The sequence below is a fragment of the Pseudoalteromonas sp. NEC-BIFX-2020_015 genome, from assembly GCF_012952265.1.
Lineage (GTDB): Bacteria > Pseudomonadota > Gammaproteobacteria > Enterobacterales > Alteromonadaceae > Pseudoalteromonas > Pseudoalteromonas neustonica.
Genome location: NZ_JABCJL010000005.1, coordinates 99,483 through 118,942 on the forward strand (window position 1 = coordinate 99,483; position 19,460 = coordinate 118,942).

The 19,460-nt window shown below is 39.5% G+C and carries 17 protein-coding genes; 13 read left to right on the forward strand and 4 right to left on the reverse strand.

The window, feature by feature from the left end; all coding sequences use genetic code 11:
* The first annotated feature begins 221 nt into the window (after positions 1-221).
* Positions 222-434: a 50S ribosomal protein L31 gene (gene rpmE / locus HH219_RS05400; RefSeq protein ID WP_054204885.1), complete on the forward strand. Its 213-nt coding sequence runs from the start codon at positions 222-224 to the stop codon at positions 432-434.
* An 863-nt stretch (positions 435-1,297) separates the two neighbouring features.
* Complete coding sequence (locus tag HH219_RS05405; protein WP_054204884.1) at positions 1,298-2,539, forward strand: malic enzyme-like NAD(P)-binding protein; 1,242 nt, start codon at positions 1,298-1,300, stop codon at positions 2,537-2,539.
* Between the two features lie 101 nt (positions 2,540-2,640).
* On the opposite strand, the gene metJ is transcribed toward HH219_RS05405, so the two are convergent.
* Complete coding sequence (gene metJ / locus HH219_RS05410; RefSeq protein ID WP_054204883.1) at positions 2,641-2,961, reverse strand: met regulon transcriptional regulator MetJ; 321 nt, start codon at positions 2,959-2,961, stop codon at positions 2,641-2,643.
* 197 nt (positions 2,962-3,158) lie between these two features.
* Here metJ and metB point away from each other — a divergent pair, with 197 nt between their 5' ends.
* Positions 3,159-4,421 (forward strand): cystathionine gamma-synthase, encoded by a 1,263-nt coding sequence (gene metB / locus HH219_RS05415; RefSeq protein WP_054204882.1) that lies wholly within the window; start codon positions 3,159-3,161, stop codon positions 4,419-4,421.
* 6 nt (positions 4,422-4,427) lie between these two features.
* Positions 4,428-6,773, forward strand: a complete 2,346-nt coding sequence (gene metL, locus HH219_RS05420) for a bifunctional aspartate kinase/homoserine dehydrogenase II (protein ID WP_169326848.1) — start codon at positions 4,428-4,430, stop codon at positions 6,771-6,773.
* Between the two features lie 88 nt (positions 6,774-6,861).
* On the opposite strand, the gene HH219_RS05425 is transcribed toward metL, so the two are convergent.
* Complete coding sequence (locus HH219_RS05425) at positions 6,862-9,378, reverse strand: PBP1A family penicillin-binding protein (protein ID WP_169326849.1); 2,517 nt, start codon at positions 9,376-9,378, stop codon at positions 6,862-6,864.
* Positions 9,379-9,510: 132 nt separating this feature from the next.
* On the opposite strand from HH219_RS05425, the gene HH219_RS05430 reads away from it, so the two are divergent.
* The 9 genes from HH219_RS05430 to HH219_RS05470 all read left to right on the forward strand — a co-directional run bounded on the left by HH219_RS05430 (position 9,511) and on the right by HH219_RS05470 (position 18,736).
* The gene (locus tag HH219_RS05430; protein WP_169326850.1) at positions 9,511-10,590 is read left to right on the forward strand and encodes a pilus assembly protein PilM; all 1,080 of its coding nucleotides are present in this window, start codon (positions 9,511-9,513) and stop codon (positions 10,588-10,590) included.
* Positions 10,578-11,144, forward strand: coding sequence for a PilN domain-containing protein (locus HH219_RS05435; RefSeq protein ID WP_054204878.1), 567 nt, complete (start codon positions 10,578-10,580; stop codon positions 11,142-11,144). The genes HH219_RS05430 and HH219_RS05435 overlap by 13 nt, the downstream gene beginning before the upstream one ends.
* Positions 11,141-11,761, forward strand: coding sequence for a type 4a pilus biogenesis protein PilO (locus HH219_RS05440; protein ID WP_169326851.1), 621 nt, complete (start codon positions 11,141-11,143; stop codon positions 11,759-11,761). Before HH219_RS05435 ends, HH219_RS05440 begins: the two co-directional genes overlap by 4 nt.
* The gene (locus tag HH219_RS05445; RefSeq protein WP_054454778.1) at positions 11,758-12,294 is read left to right on the forward strand and encodes a pilus assembly protein PilP; all 537 of its coding nucleotides are present in this window, start codon (positions 11,758-11,760) and stop codon (positions 12,292-12,294) included. Before HH219_RS05440 ends, HH219_RS05445 begins: the two co-directional genes overlap by 4 nt.
* Positions 12,281-14,368 carry a type IV pilus secretin PilQ family protein gene (locus tag HH219_RS05450; RefSeq protein WP_169326852.1) on the forward strand — a complete coding sequence of 696 codons (2,088 nt, stop codon included), beginning with the start codon at positions 12,281-12,283 and terminating at the stop codon, positions 14,366-14,368. Before HH219_RS05445 ends, HH219_RS05450 begins: the two co-directional genes overlap by 14 nt.
* A 454-nt stretch (positions 14,369-14,822) precedes the next feature.
* On the forward strand, positions 14,823-15,341 hold the full coding sequence (aroK, locus tag HH219_RS05455) for a shikimate kinase AroK (RefSeq protein WP_054204874.1): 519 nt from the start codon (positions 14,823-14,825) through the stop codon (positions 15,339-15,341).
* Positions 15,342-15,366: 25 nt separating this feature from the next.
* Positions 15,367-16,437, forward strand: coding sequence for a 3-dehydroquinate synthase (aroB, locus tag HH219_RS05460; protein WP_169326853.1), 1,071 nt, complete (start codon positions 15,367-15,369; stop codon positions 16,435-16,437).
* Positions 16,437-17,831, forward strand: coding sequence for an AAA family ATPase (locus HH219_RS05465; protein WP_169326854.1), 1,395 nt, complete (start codon positions 16,437-16,439; stop codon positions 17,829-17,831). The genes aroB and HH219_RS05465 overlap by 1 nt, the downstream gene beginning before the upstream one ends.
* A 53-nt stretch (positions 17,832-17,884) precedes the next feature.
* The gene (locus HH219_RS05470; RefSeq protein WP_169326855.1) at positions 17,885-18,736 is read left to right on the forward strand and encodes a Dam family site-specific DNA-(adenine-N6)-methyltransferase; all 852 of its coding nucleotides are present in this window, start codon (positions 17,885-17,887) and stop codon (positions 18,734-18,736) included.
* On the opposite strand, the gene HH219_RS05475 is transcribed toward HH219_RS05470, so the two are convergent.
* Together HH219_RS05475 and HH219_RS05480 are read right to left on the reverse strand one after the other, a co-directional pair.
* Complete coding sequence (locus HH219_RS05475) at positions 18,699-18,884, reverse strand: DUF2970 domain-containing protein (RefSeq protein WP_082355688.1); 186 nt, start codon at positions 18,882-18,884, stop codon at positions 18,699-18,701. The two genes, HH219_RS05470 and HH219_RS05475, sit on opposite strands and share 38 nt — an antisense overlap.
* Positions 18,885-18,888: 4 nt before the next feature.
* Positions 18,889-19,179: a hypothetical protein gene (locus HH219_RS05480; protein ID WP_169326856.1), complete on the reverse strand. Its 291-nt coding sequence runs from the start codon at positions 19,177-19,179 to the stop codon at positions 18,889-18,891.
* Positions 19,180-19,460 lie beyond the last annotated feature (281 nt).

The following is a 19,460-nucleotide window of genomic DNA, read 5'->3' on the forward strand; positions in this document are numbered from 1 at the left end:
AAAGCAAGTAAGAGTGATAATGTACTAAAATTGCAGAAAAAAGCCTACCAGCAAATAGGCTGTTTATTTTTTTTGTTTATATTATTAGCAAATAATGTATTTAAAGCTTGTCGTAGGCAGGGTTGTTGCTTAGAATACGCGTCCTAATTATTTTGATTTTAACGACGTATGGTGCCAGACTTCGGGTTTGGAGAGCGATGCGGCCTTAACTAGAGGTTTCTATGAAAGAAGGTATTCACCCTAAGTACGAAGTAATTTCAGCATCTTGTTCATGCGGAAATAAGTTCGAAACTCGTTCTACTTTGTGTAAAGACATTCACCTAGACGTATGTTCTGCGTGTCACCCGTTTTACACTGGTAAGCAAAAGATTTTAGACACTGGTGGCCGTGTTGATCGCTTTAACAAGCGTTTCGGTGCACTTAGCAGCAAGTAATTATTGCTGTTGTGTCGGAAAAAGCACCTTAGGGTGCTTTTTTTATGCCTGCAATTTAATTAAAACTGGTTAGGGCGTGTGACCTTTCGTGATTAATTTTGCAGCATGTTTGGTATTTAAGCAAGGCAGCGCCTATGCAGTGTGGTGTTCCCCATAAATAGGCGATAACGCAGTATAAATGCCAAACATGCGCTGCCTAAAGAGTTATTCCTTGGGGCGATTAACTCTTTGTTACCTACATGGAGGTAGGCAAGGGGCGTGAGCAGGACGCGGAAGCTTTGCTCGGTTTTTACTTAGCCCACTCGATTCCAAACCTCGCGCCGCGATTAAATCGCCCCTAGATTGAACAAATTTCAATCCACAAAGGACAACACGCCCAAGTATCAGCGGTTAAATTCACCCTTTTTTACCCCTGCCTAAAGTAACCATCATTTTTAGTTTTTATAGTGACTATAGCCACTAAATAACAGACAAACAGTTAGATTTTAACTATATTCAGTAATATATTTTGTTTAATTAATTGATGTTATGTTGATAAAAAGTCATTTAATGAGCCTAAATGACGCTAACGTCGTATATTTATATCTTTTATAGGGAATGTGTATTTTAGGTGTAATAAAGTACTATTTAGATGATTTTAGAACAGGTTTTTTGATGCTTTCTTGGCGTGTTATTGCTGGATTTTGAGGTTTTTTTACAAAACTGGTCGATAAAACGCATAAAATTAACAGATCTAGCTTATAACAGGATAGACCTGATATTGCTTGAATTTAATTATAATATAGGTATCGTTCCAAGATACAGACTATAGAATAGAACTGCTTACTCTCACTTTTAACTTACTTGCAGGATAAAATCGCGTTATGTCAGACTTTCGTGAACAAGCTTTACATTACCATTCGCACCCCGTTCCAGGAAAAATCAGTGTTGAGCTTACTAAGCCAGCCGAAACCGTACAAGATCTCGCTCTAGCTTATAGCCCTGGTGTGGCTGAGCCTGTGCGTGAAATTGCCGCAGATCCAGCTAATGCTTATAAATATACTGGCAAAGGTAATATGGTTGCAGTAATTACCAATGGTACTGCTATTTTAGGCCTAGGTAATTTAGGACCTCTTGCTTCAAAACCAGTTATGGAAGGCAAAGCTTTGTTGTTTAAACGCTTTGCTGGCCTTGACTCAATTGATATTGAAGTAAAACACACAACCACAGAAGATTTCATCAATACCGTTGCAAATATTGCTGATACTTTTGGTGGTATCAACCTAGAAGATATTAAAGCCCCAGAGTGTTTTGAAATTGAAAAAGCATTGATTGAGCGCTGTAGTATTCCAGTGTTTCATGATGATCAACACGGTACAGCTATTGTAACTGCTGCGGGTATGATTAACGCACTTGAAGTGCAGGGTAAAAGCATTGAAGATGCGATTATCGTTTGTTTAGGTGCCGGTGCGGCCGCTGTTGCATGTATGGAGCTATTAATTAAGTGTGGCGCATTGCGTGAGCACATTTATATGCTTGATCGTAAAGGTGTTATTCATACGCGTCGTGATGACTTAAATGAATATAAACAGTTGTTTGCTAACAATACAGATAAGCGCACTTTGCAAGATGTTATTGCTGATGCTGATGTATTTGTTGGTGTATCAGGACCGAACCTGCTTGCACCGGAAGATCTTAAGCTGATGGCTGATAGGCCAGTTGTTTTTGCATGTTCAAACCCAGATCCAGAAATTGCACCTGCGCTTGCTCATGGTGCGCGCGATGATTTGATTATGGCAACGGGTCGTTCTGATTATCCAAATCAAGTAAATAACGTGTTGTGTTTCCCGTTTATTTTTCGTGGTGCATTAGACGTACGTGCGAGCAAAATAAATGATGAAATGAAAATTGCCGCAGTTGAGGCAATTCGCAGTATTACTAAAGAGCCAGTGCCTGCTGAAGTATTAAAAGCAGCAGGTGTTGATAAACTTGAATTTGGACCACAGTATATTATCCCTAAACCAATGGACCCGCGTTTATTACCGCGCATTGCAAAAGCAGTGGCGCAAGCGGCTATTGATTCAGGTGTTGCACAAATTGATATGCCTGAAAACTATATGGCGTAATAGGCACTATTTGGCAATAAAAAACCTCAATTCACTGAATTGAGGTTTTTTTGTATCCAAATCATTGCCTGAAACAGGTGCACGTTATTTACAGGTGAAGATCAGTCTTCATTCAGGATAGGCACTTCTAAACCCATCTCTTGCATAATCTTTTTAACTTCTTCTGGTACTTTTTCTGGATTATCTTTACGTAAGTCTTCATCGTTTGGCAATGGTTGGCCAGTAAATGCGTGTAAAAATGCTTCGCAAAGTAATTCACTATTTGTTGCATGTCTAAGGTTATTAATTTGACGGCGAGTACGCTCATCAGTTAAAACCTTTAATACATTTAACGGGATCGAAACGGTGATCTTCTTAACTTGTTCTGATTTTTTCCCGTGTTCTGCATATGGGTGAATATATTCACCATTCCATTTAGCCATAAGATGTATCGTTGCCTCAGGTTGTTAATTGTTTGCGCGACCATTTTGTAGCGCAAAGATGCGGAAATTCTATCGTTTTAAAAAAGATAGTCAAATACTAGTTATTTAGCCATCTAGGGGTATAAATGTTTTGACTTCTTAAATTTGATCATCTAACCTTTTAGACGTCTAAACATCCAGTTAATATAGGTGACGGTATGAGCAAAAAAAATAAAGCGACAATCGCAGTACGTAATGGCATTGATGCTGATAAACATCACGGTGCTGTTGTGCCTCCTATCCACCTATCGACCACCTATTCATTTGCCGATTTTGATACTAAGCGCGAATATGATTATGGCCGTAGCGGTAATCCTAATCGTGATTTACTTGGCGAAACACTCGCAAAGCTTGAAGGCGGTGCCAAAGGCATTATAACTGCTACCGGCATGGCGGCAGTGCATTTAGCAACACAACTACTAAATAGTGATGATACGTTAGTCATTCCACATGATTGTTATGGCGGCAGCTACCGTTTGTTTACTTCGCTTGAAAAGCGCGGCTTATTAAAATTAGTGGTTCTAGATTTAACAAACGCTGAAAACCATCAAAAAATACTTGAGATTAAACCTAAGCTAATTTGGATTGAAACACCAAGCAACCCAATTTTACGTTTAACTGATATTAAAGCGATTACGACAATTGCAAAGCAGTGCGGCGCTTTAGTTGGCGCAGATAACACGTTTTTATCACCGGCCTTACAAAATCCAATTGAATTTGGTGTTGATATTGTTGTGCATTCAACCACTAAATATATTAATGGCCACTCCGATGTTGTTGGCGGCGCTGTCATTGCAGCAACACAAGAGCTGGGTGACGAGCTTGCTTGGTGGGCAAATAATATTGGTATTACAGGTGCACCATTTGATAGTTATTTAACATTACGTGGCCTGCGGACTTTAAATGTACGTTTACGTCAGCACCAAGAAAATGCCTTTATCATTGCGCAATATTTAGAAAGTTCACCCTATGTGAGCCAAGTATATTACCCAGGTTTAGAATCTCATCCACAACATCAGTTAGCAAAACAACAACAACGTGGTTTTGGTGGCATGGTAAGTTTTGATATTGCTGGTGATGTAAATGATGCAGCAGCATTTTTAACGAGCCTAGAAGAATTCAGTTTAGCGGAATCGTTAGGCGGTGTAGAAAGCCTAATATGTCACCCTGCAACGATGACTCATGCTGGTATGGATGCAACAGCTCGCTTAGAGGCGGGTGTGGGTGATACGTTGATCAGAATTTCGGTGGGTATTGAAGATGTAAAAGACTTAGTTGCTGATTTAGAACGTGTGTTTAACAAAGTTAAGCCAGGCCAAGGTAATTGTAGTTCGACGACTACTAAGAGTAACTCGACGCAGCAAAGTACAGAGCAAACAAATTCATTCAAATTAACGCCTGCACATACGGCTTTGTGGTAATAGAAAATGGTAAATATAGTTCATAAATTTGGCGGTTCAAGCTTAAGCTCCGCGGAGCGTTATCAAGCCGTAGCAAATATTATTTTAGCACACACCGAAGCAGGTGACTGTGTCGTTGTGTCGGCAGCAGGTAAAACAACCAATACGTTGGTTAAGTTATGGCAAAGTTATCAGCAAGGTGATCAACAAGCCGTAAGTGATATTTTATTACAGCTTGATAATCATCAGCGTACTTTGATTGAGCAGCTATTAAGCCCAACAGCGCAATACGACGCAATTGATGTGTTAAAGCAAGAGTTAGCCTTAATAGCACTGCAAGCTCAACAGCAAAGCTTACAGGAAGCTTCATTGCTTGCTCACGGTGAAGTATGGTCAGCCCGTTTATTGGCTGCTTATTTACAGCAACTAGGACTTGAGGCGAAAGATATTGATGCGCGCCAGTTATTTACACTTAATGACGGGCAGTTGCTGCACCAAAAAAATCAACAAGCATGTGCAGACTTGGTTTCGGCTAACTGTATTAATGTTGTAACCGGTTTTATTGCGTCAGATTGTCAGGGCAATACGATTACTCTCGGGCGCAATGGCAGTGATTACAGTGCCACTTTATTAGGGAGTTACTGTCATGCTAATCAGGTGTCAATTTGGACCGACACGCAAGGTGTATTTAGTACTGATCCGCGTAAAGTTAAAAAAGCGCTTAAGTATTCTAAGGTCTGTCGTGGTCAAGCTAATTTACTTGCGCGTTTAGGTAACCCTGTTTTACATGCTAAGACGTTATCACCTTTGAAAAATACCGACATAAAACTAGTGGTACGCAGTAGTTATGATACGGATGCCAGTGCCACAGAAATTGTTAAAGAAGGTTACAGTAAAGCTAAACGGTTTATTACGACGTTGGAGAATATTGATTTACTGCGCATTGATCAGCTTCGTGCTGGTGAAGTGGGAGAGTTAAGTCAGTTAATTCAACATAGCCTGCATCATTTTATTCAAAATGGCGATACATACCTATTAGTACCAGCAGAAGCGACGCATCAAGTCGTCAGCCACCTGCAAGGGCGAGCTAATATTATAGAATCAAATTTACATGGTTGTGCGGTTGTTGCGCCACGCAATGATGTAACTCAGTTACTTGAGCAAGCAACGCAGGTGCTGAGTGAGCAAAGTTTAGCGCCGCGTTTTAGTCATCAAGATAATGATTATTTATTACTGCTTACCGATCAATCTATTGATAGCGATGTACTTACATTACTGCATGACAAGTTAATAAATAAAGGTCAAGAGCTCGCGATCATTGTTGCTGGTATTGGTAATGTAGGTGAGGTATTTATTGATCAATTAAGTCAGCAGCTTAATCGCTTACAGCAGCATTTTAGTGTCAAGCTCGTTGGTTTATTGCGTTCACGTTCTATGTTATTTAGCCCAAGTGGTATAACACTTGAACAGTGGCAAACGCAATGGCAAAACGAGGCTGTAGACTACCAAGAAGCAGATCTGTTAGCACATATTGGTGAATTAGATTACGAACATAAAGTAGTGATTGATATTACAGCGAGTGAAGCGTTTAGTAAGCTTTACCCTGCGTTTGTTAATTTAGATTGTCATATGATTAGTGCTAATAAATATGCCGGTACAGCAAATAACGACTGGTATCAAAGTTTGCGTCAAAACTTAGCTGAGCGTAACTTATTGTGGCGTTATAACACCAGTGTGGGTGCCGGTTTACCGATTAACTTCGCATTAGCTGATTTACAAAACAGTGGCGATTGTATTACTCATATCGAAGGGGTTTTTTCGGGTACTTTATCTTGGTTGTGCAGTAGCTATGACGGTAGTGTAGCATTTTCAGATTTAGTATTAGAAGCGCAGAAGATGGGCTTTACTGAGCCTGATCCGCGCGAAGATTTATCTGGTCGCGATATGCAGCGCAAGTTGCTTATTTTAGCGCGTGAGCTTGGACTTACGCTTGAGTTAGATGATATCGCATTAACACCGTTAATGCCTACAGAGTTAGCACAAGGGGATTGGCAGTCATTCTTGGATAAAAAACACTTACTTGATAATTTTATTGCTGAAAAAGCGCAAGACGCGGCCAAAGATAATAAAGTACTGCGCTACACTGGCGCATTATCAATTCTTGGTGGCAAAGTAACGGCTAAAGTTGGTTTAGCCTATGCAACACAAGGCGATGCACTTGCTAATTTAACTCCAGGCGATAATATTTTTGTGATTAACAGCCAGTGGTATAGCGATAATGCGTTAGTTATTCAAGGCCCCGGCGCAGGTAAAGAAGTCACCGCTGCGGGTGTGCATTCTGATTTATATTGGTTAGTACAAAACTTAAAGTGATGCCAAGTTAAGTTATGAGAGTTATGAGAAACATAACAAAAAAGCGCCAAGTTGGCGCTTTTTTAGTTTAAAAGAGACTATATTCTGTTTAAAATAGCTCTTCTTCCGTTTTTGTGTCTTCTTCAAATATATTTTCTACATCTTGCAGTACATATTTAGTAGGTGCAGTACCTTTATCAAAATATTCAAAGCGGCTAGTGTAGTCATTCTTTTTACTTAATAGTCCTGTTGCTAAGTCGATACGTACCGACACTAGATCTTCAGGCGGTTCGATCGGCGCCTCAGGCTTACCATCAAGCGCTACACGCATAAAATCAACCCATGCAGGCTGTGCTGTTTTTGCACCAGACTCAGCACCGGAGATTTGAGCACTGGATAAGTTATTGTTGTAAGTTGAGCGTCCAAGTGGATTGCCTGGATTATCAAAACCTACCCAAACGGTTGTTAATACGTTTCGATTGAAACCACTAAACCAAGTATCAACAGAGTCATTGGTTGTACCAGTTTTGCCAGATAAATCGCGTCGATCTAATGCTTGTGCGCGCCAACCTGTACCACTCCAGCCTGTTTTATGACTCCAACTGCCACCACCCCATATAGCGCTGTTCATAGCGTCAGCAACTAAGAATGCATTTTGTTTAGAAATGACACGCGGAGCACAGCGGGGGAGGGCGGGTATATCTGCGTTATTTTGGTCGTGTTGATTTAATTGTGTCGTTGTTAACGTTTGATCTGCAAATAGCTCATTTTCTATAGCATCACAGGTTAACAAAGGCTCAGTTTTAAATAGTACTTCACCAGTAAAGTCTTGGATTTCGCTTATAAAATAGGGTGAAATCAAATGGCCACCGTTTGCAAATGCGCTCATACCACGGGCAAGTTCTATCGGTGTTATTGAAGCACTGCCTAATGCCAAAGATTCACTGCGATTGATATCTGTATTTTGAAAACCAAACTTAAGTAAATGATCCGCTGTACGCTGCAAACCAACACCACGTAATAAACGCACTGAAATAACGTTTTTAGATTGTGCTAAGGCGCGGCGAATACGAATAGGACCATTATATATCGCAGGGCTATTTTTAGGTCGCCATGCAACACCTAGGCTTTTATCCCACTGATTAATTGGCGCATCGTTTAAAATTGAGGCCAGCGTATAACCACTATCAAGCGCAGCAGAGTAAATGAAAGGTTTAATATTTGAGCCGACTTGTCGTTTTGCTTGAACTGCACGATTATATTGGCTTTGTTCAAAGCTATAGCCGCCGACAATGGCCTTAATTCGGCCATCATTAGGGTCTAAAGACACTAATGCACTTGATGCTTCAGGAAGTTGGCTAAGTACATAGCTATTGTCTTTATTTTTGCGAAGCCAAATTTGCGCGCCTGGGTTGAATATATCGCTTACTTTTTTAGGCGGAAAACTTTGGCGGTAGCGCGTAATGTATTTACGCGCCCATTTTAAACCATCCCAATCAAGCGTCACTTGTTCGCCATTTTTGAGTAACGCAGTTGCTGTTTTTTCATCAACGCTCAGTACGGCTGCTGCCAGTAATGGGCCAATTTCCTTTACTGATTTGAGTTTATCTATAATATCAGCGTGGCTTAATGCGGTTTGAGTCTCAAAATCCCACAGTAACTGCGTTATACCTCGGTAGCCGTGGCGCATATCGTAAGCATGTAAATTATCAACAATTGCTGTTTGAGCTGCTTTTTGTACATCAGACTCAACGCTGGTATAAACTTTAAAACCAGTGTTGTAAGCGCGTTCATAGCCATAGCGTTCGACCATTTCTGCGCGTACCATTTCAGAGATGTAAGGTGCGTATAACTCAATCTCAGCACCATGGAAACGGGCTGTAATTGGCTCGTTAATCGTACTTTCGTAGAGTTCACGCGTTATGTGTTTTTCATCAAGCATTCGGCCAAGTACAACGTTTCGTCGAGCTTTAGCACGTTCAGGATTACGAATAGGGTTTAAGGCAGAAGGGGCTTTTGGTAAACCTGCTAGCATCGCCATTTGTGCTAAAGTTAATTCCTTCAGTTCTTTTCCGTAGTATACTTGAGCTGCAGCACCAATACCGAAAGCACGATTGCCTAACTCAATCTTATTAAGATACAAAGCAAGTATTTCATCTTTGGTTAGTAAGTTCTCAATATGCAGTGCAATGAAGATTTCTTTAACTTTACGAATATAGGCTTTTTCTCTTGTTAAGAAAAAGTTACGAGCAAGCTGCATTGTAATAGTACTTGCGCCTTGTTTTTTCTCGCCAGTTGAAACAAGCACTAGCGCTGAGCGTACGATACCGATAGGATCAATGCCTATATGATCGTAAAAACGGGAGTCCTCAGTAGCCAAAAGTGCGTCAATTAATGGTTGAGGGATCTCATCTATCGTAACGGGAATACGTCGTTTTTCACCAAATTGGTTGATGAGCAGTCCGTCGCGAGAAAAAACTTGCATCGGTGTTTGCAGTTGTACATCTTTTAAAACTTGCACACTGGGGATGTCAGATTTAACGTAATAATAAAGGCTTAGTAAAGTAATAAGCCCAAGAAATGTGCAAATGATAAAAAATTGTAAAGTTCGTTTGAATAAAATCACGTATATTTTCCCGAAATGGACTCCCAATTAGAATCGTAGACTGATAGTATATATTGATTAAAAAATGAATAATATTTTTTCAGACAAAAATTATAACTTGTTTATTATTAAAACAAAGGCAAAGTTGCAAACATGTTAAGCCAACTCTTTAATAAGTCGTCATCTGTGATGATAGGGATAGACATCGGTTCACACGCTATCAAAGCGGTGTTACTGAATGAAACGGACAGTGGCTATCGGCTAGAGGCGTTAGCAATTGAGCCCATGCCCAAAGGCGCAATGTCCGAACGTAGCATTCAAGATATTGAAGCTATTGGGAACATTATAAATAAATTAAAGCGCAAATTGCCTAAAGCTGTTCAATATGCAGCGGTTGCAGTATCTGGGCAAACCGTTATCACGAAAGTGATTTTTATGGATGTTACGCTCAGTGATGCCGAACTGGAATCACAGATAGAAATAGAAGCAGATAGCCTTATTCCCTATCCACTTGATGAAGTTAGCCTTGATTTTGAAAAACTGGCAACCAATGAAGCAGACCCATCAAAAATGAACGTATTGCTTTCAGCAGCTCGAACAGAGAGTGTTGAAGCGAGGGTCGGTGCACTGGAGACTGCAGGTTTGATTGCCAAGGTTGTAGATGTTGAAAGCTACGCATTAAGCCGTGCTATGGACGTTTATTATCAACAACTACCAAGTGATGCATTTAACAAATGTGTTGCTGTGGTTGATATAGGTGCGGTGTTGATGTTGGTCAGCGTGGTGCTCGGCGGTGAAACAATTTATACGCGAGACCAAGTTTTTGGTGGTGATCAATACACTAATAGTATTGTAGCTTACTATAACAAAAGCTTTGATGAGGCCGAGATAGGTAAAACAACGGGGGATTTACCACCTAATTATACCTTTGAGGTTCTAGCGCCTTTTCAAACTTCGTTGTTACAGCAAGTTCGACGTGCGGTACAAATGTTTTTAACCACCAGTGGCAAAGATCAAATAGATTACATTGTTTTGACTGGTGGCACAGCCATGATAGATGGTCTTGATAGATTGTTAATTGAAGAGTTAGGTATACATACTATTGTTGCTGAGCCTTTTGAAAATATGGATGTTTCACCTAAAGTTGACCGCAATGTGCTCAAGCGTCATCGTACGCAGTTTGCAATTGCAACAGGACTGGCATTAAGGAGTTTTTCATCATGCCACATATAAATCTGCTGCCATGGCGTGAACAGCAACGAAAGCAATCACAAAACAAGTTTGCTACGATCTTATTTTTGGTGGTGTTTGTGAGCTTTTTGAGCATGTATATGCTGAGCACGTATTATGGCAATCTTAGAGATGGTCAAAATATTAAGAATAACTATTTAAGTACTGAAATAACTCAGTTAGACATGCGGATTCGTGAAATACGAGAGTTAGATAAAAAGAAAGAAAGCTTGCAGCAGCGTATGCGACTAATTGAAGAGTTGCAGAGTAACCGAAATCTTGGCACCCAAATTATGGATGAAGTTGCCAAAATTGTACCAGCCGGAGTTTATCTAACGAAGTTAGAGCGCCGCGGTAATACAATTCATGTGGTTGGGCGTAGTGAATCTAATAATCGTCTATCGACAATGCTACGCGAAGTGCAAGGCTCCTATTTATTAGAAAAGCCCACCATGCAAGGTATTGTTGCGGGTGAAACGTCATCACGTCTGTTGAGTGATTTTAATATGGAATTTTATGTAAAAGCCTTTGATAAAATCGGAGAGGTAAAGCAATGAGCCTTGATATCAAAGCATTGACAGAAATCGAATGGAATGAGATCGAATTAGAAAACATTGGTGATTGGCCAATTGTAGTGAAAATAATTTGCTGTGCATTTATTGCTGCCTTAGTCTTGTTTTTTAGCTACAGTTTATTAGTTTCTGATGAGATTGACAGTTATCATAGCTCTGTTTCGCAAGAAGTTGAGCTGCGAAGTACTTATCGTGTTAAGTACGCTGTAGCCAGCAATTTAGAAATTTATCGCCAACAAATGGTTGAAATGGAAGAGAAGTTCTCTCTACTTTTAAAGCGATTACCCACCTCGAATGAAACGCCTGGTTTGCTAGATGACTTATCATATGTAGGCACTACAAGTGGTTTAACCTTTTTAAAAATTGGTTGGCTACCAGAAGTTGAAAAAGAATTTTATACCGAGTTACCGATTAAAATTGAAGTGGTAGGGACTTATCACGAATTTGGAGACTTTGTCGGAAAGGTAGCTCAACTGCCGCGTATTGTAAGCCTACATGACTTTTCTGTTAATAGTTTTAGCTCAGGAAAGCTAATATTTAGTGTTGTAGCGAAAACATACCGCTACGAGAGTGACCCCAAAAAAGTAGGGGCTAAAAAATGAAAAAGTTAGCGCTTATCTTTTTTGCCACCGCACTGATCACAGCATGTAATGATGATACCTCTGAACAAAAAGAGTTCATTGATCAGGTTAAAGCCAGTACAACGCCAAAAGTTGAGGCAATCCCTAAGCTAATTCAGTTTGAGCATTTTGAATATAACTCGCGACAACTACGTAGTCCTTTTGTTGCACCACAGCCTGAAATTATTCAAAATAATATGATACAAGTAAAAAACTGCCTACACCCAGATCCAAAGCGTATGCGTGAACCTTTAGAAAAATATCCTTTGGATAATTTAGCGATGAAAGGAACATTGGGGTCAAGTGGTGAAATGTGGGCATTAATAAGAGCCGCAGACGAAACCTTGCATAGAGTGACTATTGGGGATTATTTAGGTTTGTATCATGGCGAAGTTCAAAATGTTAAAAGTGATTTTATAGAATTGTTAGAATTAATTCCCGATGGGTCTGGTTGTTGGAAAGAGCGCCTGACGAAGCTTGAAATGTTAGAGGCGCCAAAGAATGACGCGAGTTAAAAATCAAAAAGGTAAAAATAAAATGTATAAGGGAGTATCTTGGAGTCGTCGCATTCATCATGTCATGTTTGTTGTTGTAGCCCTTTTTATAACACAGTCGGCGATCGCAGCACCGCTGTTATATGATATTCGCTATAATCCTTTATTAGCTGGAGAAACGGAATTACAGCTAGTATTTGACGAAGAGTTAAAACAAGCACCTAAAGTTCAGGTGTTTAATAACCCAGCTCGCATTGAAATGCGTTTTAACGCAATGGATGTTGACGATGATCTTGGTGACGTGCAAATCAACCAGTCAGGTATTGTGAAAGTAAGCAGTGTTGCCACTGATGGTAATTTAGTTGTTACTGTTCACTTAGAGCGATTAAAAATTTATCAAACCAAAGTAAAAGATAACCTTTTATCACTGCATGTTTCAGATAACCCTTTAGCAATAGAGGCGACTCCAGAAGGTGAGGCTAGTGACGCCAATGGTAGTTATATAAACAGTATTCAATCGATTGATTTTCGCCGTGGCGAAAAAGGGGAGGCGCGCGTTCTTGTCTTCTTAAAGGATACTCAAGCGGCTGTTGATGTACATGAAAGTGGTGGTAAGATTATTGTAGACTTCCATCATACAGATATTCTCGATGAGCTTTTGTATGAGTTAGATGTGCTTGATTTTGGTACGGTCGTCAGCTCAATTGAGACATTTAAAGAAGGTAGTGTAAGTAGAATGGTGGTTGCACCTAATGCAGCTTTTAAATTTACTTATCAACAAATAGAAAACATTCTTACTTTAAGTGTAGAAAAAGATAATACTCAACGTTCATATTTAGATGGTGGCAAGGAATATCAGGGTCGTCCTATGACTCTAAATTTTCAAGACATCTCAGTACGCGCCGTTTTGCAAATTATTGCAGGGTACAACGACTTTAACTTGGTAACGAGTGATTCTGTTGAGGGAAATATTACTTTGCGCTTAGATGGCGTTGCCTGGGATCAAGCCTTAGATGTAGTCTTAAGAGTTAAGGGCCTAGATAAGCGTATGGATGGTTCAATCTTAATGGTTGCTCCATCAGAGGAATTTGCAGAGCGTGAAGCGAAAGAGCTTAAAGCAAAGCAACAAGTTGAAGAGTTAGAGCCGTTATACAGTGAGTACATTCGTTTAAATTATGCAAAAGCAGAAGAGTTTGCTGATTTATTAAAAACGGATACTAACAGTATTATAAGTCAGCGCGGCAGTGTATCTGTTGATAAGCGTACTAATACGCTTCTAATTAAAGATACGGTTGGTAGTATTGAAAGTATTCGCCGAATGGTTGAAACGCTAGATATCCCAGTAAGGCAGGTTTTAATAGAATCTCGTATGGTAACAGTGCGTGATAATGTAAAAGAAGATTTGGGTATTCGTTGGGGATTCAGTGATCAGCAAGGCAGTGATGGTATTTCAGGGACTTTAGAAGGCGCTAATACAATTTCTAATGGCACAATACCAGGTGTATCCGATCGCTTAAATATCAACTTACCTATTGCGAACCCAGCGGGCAGTATTGGTATGCACGTTGCTAAACTGGCAAATGGTACTTTGATAGATTTAGAGTTAACGGCGTTGGAAGAAGAGAATCGCGGTGAGATTATCGCAAGTCCACGTATTACGACTGCAAACCAACAAAAAGCGAGGATTGAACAAGGTACTGAAATACCTTATGTCGAATCAGCTTCAAGTGGTGCAACAACCGTAACATTTAAAAAGGCAGTACTAAGTCTCGAGGTGACGCCTCACATCACACCAGATAATAAAGTGATACTCGATTTAGTAATTACCCAAGATACACGTGGTGATACAGTACAGACGGGAACAGGCCAAGCGGTTGCTATTGATACACAGCAAATTAAAACGCAAGTATTGGTAGAAAATGGCCAAACAATTGTACTGGGTGGAATATTCCAACAACAGATCATTAATTCAACCAAAAAGGTACCATTATTGGGCGATATTCCTTATTTAGGCGTATTGTTTAGAAGTACCAGTGAGTTTAATGAGAAAAAAGAGTTGTTGATATTTGTAACACCTAAGATTCAGGTTGATTAATTTCGCTCTCGACTTGTGTTAGTTTAATATTTTTGTAGCGTTTTATTTTTTAGTTGGTGAGTACTTAAATACTCACCAACTTGGATTTTAAACGGCTATAATATGAGAATGTTTTTACCCATATTGAAATGTAAATGTGGGTAAAAATAGAGAGAATGGTGGAAATATTGTGTTATTAAGCCATAGAAAAGTTATGGCTTAGGTATCACACCACAATAAAAGCACTTTGGGTTGGATGTTTTTTAACCGCAAAATGTTAGCCGAACCTATTTTTGGTCGGTTTTTTCTTAATCAATGAGCATTTATTCACTTTAATTGCTCGTTAGTTGGCTTTTTGTTCTATTTGACTTGAAATACCTAATCAATTACTGAGATAATCCCCTCCTTAATTTTGGGGCCAGGTCGTTAGGCGGGGTTTTATTTCAAATTTTAGAGTTCGTTTGTACTAAAAGATATGGCTGAGAAACGTAATATATTTCTAGTTGGTCCTATGGGGGCTGGCAAAAGCACAATTGGTCGTCACATTGCTGACCAATTGCACCTTGAATTTGTCGATTCTGATCAAGAAATCGAACGCCGTACCGGTGCAGATATTGCCTGGGTGTTCGATCTTGAAGGTGAAGAAGGCTTTCGACTTCGTGAAGAAGGCGTCATTGGTGACTTAACCGAAATGCAAGGTATTGTACTTGCTACTGGTGGTGGTTCCGTGATGAGTAAAGAAGTTCGAAATAAGCTTTCGGCTCGAGGTATCGTTGTATACCTAGAGACACCTATCGAAAAGCAAGTTGCACGCACGCAGCGCGACAAGCGTCGCCCATTACTGCAAACAGAAGAAGCACCTCGTGATGTATTAGAGCGCTTAGCTGAAGAACGCGAACCGTTATATAAAGAAGTTGCTGATTTTACTGTACGCACTGATGAGCAAAGCGCTAAAGTTGTTGCTAATCAAATCATTGAGAAATTAGATTTTTAAATACCAATAAGAAAGGATACTAGCGATGCTTGAATTAACTGTTAATTTAGACGAGCGAAGTTATCCTATCTATATTGGTCAATCTGCACTTCAACAGACTGACAGGCTACTTCATCATATTGGTGATTGTCGACCTATCATTATCACTAATGACACCATTGCACCTTTATACTTAAGTGATGCAATGGCGTTATTAGCTGATTTAAATCCGCTAAGTTTTATAATTCCAGATGGTGAGCAATATAAATCACTAGAATGGTTTGAGAAAATTTCAGCATTCCTACTTGAAAATAATTGTGGCAGAGATACCTGTTTAATCGCTCTTGGTGGTGGTGTTATAGGTGATCTTACTGGCTTTGTTGCTGCGTGTTATCAACGCGGTGTTCCGTTTATTCAAGTACCAACTACATTACTATCGCAAGTTGATTCATCAGTTGGCGGTAAGACAGCGGTTAACCATCCTTTGGGTAAAAACATGATTGGGGCATTTTATCAGCCACAAGCCGTGTTTATCGATACTAAATCATTGCATACACTTCCTGCTCGTGAGTTTGCAGCCGGTATGGCTGAAGTCATAAAATATGGTTTAATTTACGATACTGAGCTATTTGGTTTTTTAGAAAACAATGTTGCTCAGTTACAAGCTTTGGATGAAGAAACAATTCAGCATGTTATTTTTCGTTGTTGTGAAATCAAAGCGTTAATAGTTGCACAAGATGAAAAAGAAGCAGGTCTGCGGGCTTTACTTAATTTGGGTCATACATTTGCTCATGCAATTGAAGCTCAAATGGGGTACGGACAGTGGCTACATGGCGAAGCTGTAGCGACAGGTATGGTATTAGCTGTGCAACTTGCACATACGCGAGGTGATTTAACCGAGCAAGAAGTGACAAGAGTGTGTGACTTGATTACCAAGTATAATTTACCTGTTGTGATCCCTGAGATTATGACCAGTGAGCACTTTTTGCATCATATGCGTAAAGATAAAAAGAATAAAAAAGGGACTATTCGTTTTATTTTACCTACTCAATTTGGCCAATGTGCATTGGTTGATGATGTCTCAGATCAGCAAGTCCGAGATTTAATAGGGCGCTAATGCAATCGCAAATCTTACCAAGCCGTGCGGCTTTGGTTGATCGTATTGCCCTTCAGTTTGAATACGGGCAAAGTCTTATTGCTCTGCTAGGCTCTTCAGGGCTTGGTAAAAGTTACCTTCTAGAAACCTTCATTACAGATAAATATAGCGACTTTAATAAAGCATTTGTTCAGCTATCGGCTCGAATGACCGACGTTCAATTAATGGGTGAATTACTTGAACAGAGCTTTCGTGCACCATTAATAGATCAAAACCTTAGTTTGTCAGAGAATTTTTATCAGCTTGCGAAGCAGCAAAATTGTGGTGCGTGTTTATGGGTTCTCGATGGTGGAAGACACCTGTCAGATGAAATGGCTGAAGAGTTAGTTAAACTTGCAAAGCAAAGTCCCACTACGTTGTATATCTTAGTTGCCACACAGGTTGTGGCACAATTTAGTAGCAGTGTAGAAATTCATCTTGAAGCGTTATCAATTGCTGAAAGTAAGCAGCTTATGAGCTGGTATTTTAAAGATCTCCCGATAAATGAAGATCCTGTTTTTCAAACTTTTTTGCATGAAACTCACGGTAATCCTAGTTTACTCTTAGCTTGGGAGCCGACCCTGCATAGCGCAAAAGTTGAACCAAAAGCGAAGCCATCATGGCCAATTCATTTAGTAACATTAATGCTGATTATTATGTTATTGATTATTGGTTTTTTATACCAGTCAGATATGACTCGTTGGTGGAAAGACGTTTATCAGGCGCAGCCTGAGCAAGCAATTCCTACCGCATTAAGTGTTAACACGTTTAAATCAGGTGCTGAGGATAGACAGAACACAGATGTAATTACATTGGCCGATAATACGGATAGTGAGCAGTTGCTTGTAGATGAAAGTATTGAAACAAAGAGTAGTAAAGTTAATGCTATCGCCAACGATACACCAATTGAGCTTGATGCAATTGGGCTTGATGTAATTGAGTCATCCTCTGCCACTCATAAAAATAACGTAGCGGCTATTTTAGATAGTTTAGCCATAAGTGAGCAAAAGAAAGATCCAGTAAATATTGTTGAACAACCAAGCAAGGTAATCGACGTTTCGATTGCAGAATTACCAGCAGATAATGCGTGGTATTTATCACAAACGGACAACAATGTAGTTATTCAATTATTAGCCGTTACTCAGCAGTCTGTTAGTGAGCAATTTATTGCCCAACAGCAATTACAAGCAAATGCTAAAGTGTACCAAACATGGCGCAATGGAAAGCTGTGGTGGGTTGTCACCTATGGTAATTATCCAAGTATGCAAGCAGCGCGCGCTGTGTTACCAAGCCTACCTGAGCAAGTTCGTAAAAATCAGCCTTTTTATAAAAAAATTGCCAAAATAAAACAAGAAATTGCATTACTAGATCAGTAAATTAGTACTGATTAGTGTAAAATTGCGATACACACGTTTGAAGTAAAGAGCCGATGCAGAAAAAGACCAGAGCCTTCCTTAAATGGGCCGGCGGAAAATACAGCTTAGTTGAAGATATTAGTGCCCGTTTGAATCTAGCGAGCAAGCATGCTGACACATTAGTTGAACCGTTTGTGGGTGCTGGTTCAGTATTTTTAAATACTAATTTTAAGCATTATATTTTAAATGATATAAATGCTGATCTGATCAATCTTTATAACGAATTAAAAAGTTCGCCAGATGAATTTATAAGTGATGCAAAAAAACTGTTTGTAGATATTAATAACCATGCTGATGCTTACTATGATTACCGTGTGCAGTTTAATCAAAGTAATGACATTTATGAGCGTGCTATTTTATTTTTGTACATGAATCGTCATGGCTACAATGGTTTGTGTCGTTATAATCTGAAGGGAATTTTTAATGTTCCATTTGGTAAGTATAAACGTCCTTATTTTCCTGAAAAAGAAATGTACTTTTTTGCTGAGAAAGCGCAGCAAGCCACATTTACCTGTCTAGGTTATGATGATGTGTTTAAGCTAGTACCCAGCAATGCGGTAATTTACTGCGATCCACCGTATGTGCCTTTAAGTAAAACAGCGTCATTTACCTCTTATGCTAAAGGGGGCTTTAATTTAGATGATCAAGCGAACTTAGCGAACTTAGCTGAGCAAGCAGCCTTTGAGCAAAAGACACCGGTATTGATTTCGAACCATGATACTGTCTGGACGCGAAAAATATACAGTCAAGCAACGCTGAATGAAATTCAAGTAAAGCGGACTATCAGCCCAAAAGGTGGTTCACGCAATAAAGTAAATGAACTAATGGCTATGTATTTAGCACCCAAGTCACCACGCCATAAATAGCGGCTACAAAAAATACAAATAAAACAATAGCGATGAGAATAATACTCAATGGGGAGTGTTGTTTGAAGTCAGATTGGCGCTTTTTTTCAGATTGCACACCAAAAAAAGCCGCTACGACACTTTGTAGAGCATCGAGTAGTTGTCGCATTTAATTAAAAGTGCGGGCTAAGTGAGCGTGCTTTTTTTGGTTCATCTGAGCTGGTAAGCAATTCTAATAAATCTAAGTAATGAAATTGTGCACTACGGCTGTCGCCAGTGATCCAAGACATCCAACTAGACTCTTGTTCAAGGTGCATACAGTGAACAGGTACGACAGAGATAACCTCTGCATTGTTTTGGCAATGATTGGCAGCGATGATTACATCATCATTTTGAGAAAAATAGGTTACTGTTAAAGTAGTGACAACAGTAGCAATTAAGATCCCAGTTTTAAAAGCACGCATTTTATCTAACCCAAAGTGGTATGACTTACCCAAGCATACATAAAGAATGCTTAAATAACAACCTTAATTTATACTTAACAAATATAAATGTTTAATATAATTAATAGCTTAAGGTAAATGTAATGTTTTAAAAAAGTTGTTTTTTAATTGCTCTTTAGATATCTGCAATAGAGCATATGTTCTATATTGGGATGATCCTTGGGGATCTTCGCTATTTGGGTTACATTAGGCACATACATGCAATTTAGGCTGTGACTCATAAAGAGTTAGCCACAATCGAA

What these genes read in the sequence shown, in the direction of transcription:
- rpmE (WP_054204885.1), top strand. Translation starts at nt 222, where the DNA reads ATGAAAGAAGGTATTCACCCTAAGTACGAAGTAATTTCAGCATCTTGT.
- HH219_RS05405 (WP_054204884.1), top strand. Translation starts at nt 1,298, where the DNA reads ATGTCAGACTTTCGTGAACAAGCTTTACATTACCATTCGCACCCCGTT.
- metJ (WP_054204883.1), bottom strand. Translation starts at nt 2,961, where the DNA reads ATGGCTAAATGGAATGGTGAATATATTCACCCATATGCAGAACACGGG.
- metB (WP_054204882.1), top strand. Translation starts at nt 3,159, where the DNA reads ATGAGCAAAAAAAATAAAGCGACAATCGCAGTACGTAATGGCATTGAT.
- metL (WP_169326848.1), top strand. Translation starts at nt 4,428, where the DNA reads ATGGTAAATATAGTTCATAAATTTGGCGGTTCAAGCTTAAGCTCCGCG.
- HH219_RS05430 (WP_169326850.1), top strand. Translation starts at nt 9,511, where the DNA reads ATGTTAAGCCAACTCTTTAATAAGTCGTCATCTGTGATGATAGGGATA.
- HH219_RS05435 (WP_054204878.1), top strand. Translation starts at nt 10,578, where the DNA reads ATGCCACATATAAATCTGCTGCCATGGCGTGAACAGCAACGAAAGCAA.
- HH219_RS05440 (WP_169326851.1), top strand. Translation starts at nt 11,141, where the DNA reads ATGAGCCTTGATATCAAAGCATTGACAGAAATCGAATGGAATGAGATC.
- HH219_RS05445 (WP_054454778.1), top strand. Translation starts at nt 11,758, where the DNA reads ATGAAAAAGTTAGCGCTTATCTTTTTTGCCACCGCACTGATCACAGCA.
- HH219_RS05450 (WP_169326852.1), top strand. Translation starts at nt 12,281, where the DNA reads ATGACGCGAGTTAAAAATCAAAAAGGTAAAAATAAAATGTATAAGGGA.
- aroK (WP_054204874.1), top strand. Translation starts at nt 14,823, where the DNA reads ATGGCTGAGAAACGTAATATATTTCTAGTTGGTCCTATGGGGGCTGGC.
- aroB (WP_169326853.1), top strand. Translation starts at nt 15,367, where the DNA reads ATGCTTGAATTAACTGTTAATTTAGACGAGCGAAGTTATCCTATCTAT.
- HH219_RS05465 (WP_169326854.1), top strand. Translation starts at nt 16,437, where the DNA reads ATGCAATCGCAAATCTTACCAAGCCGTGCGGCTTTGGTTGATCGTATT.
- HH219_RS05470 (WP_169326855.1), top strand. Translation starts at nt 17,885, where the DNA reads ATGCAGAAAAAGACCAGAGCCTTCCTTAAATGGGCCGGCGGAAAATAC.
- HH219_RS05475 (WP_082355688.1), bottom strand. Translation starts at nt 18,884, where the DNA reads ATGCGACAACTACTCGATGCTCTACAAAGTGTCGTAGCGGCTTTTTTT.
- HH219_RS05480 (WP_169326856.1), bottom strand. Translation starts at nt 19,179, where the DNA reads ATGCGTGCTTTTAAAACTGGGATCTTAATTGCTACTGTTGTCACTACT.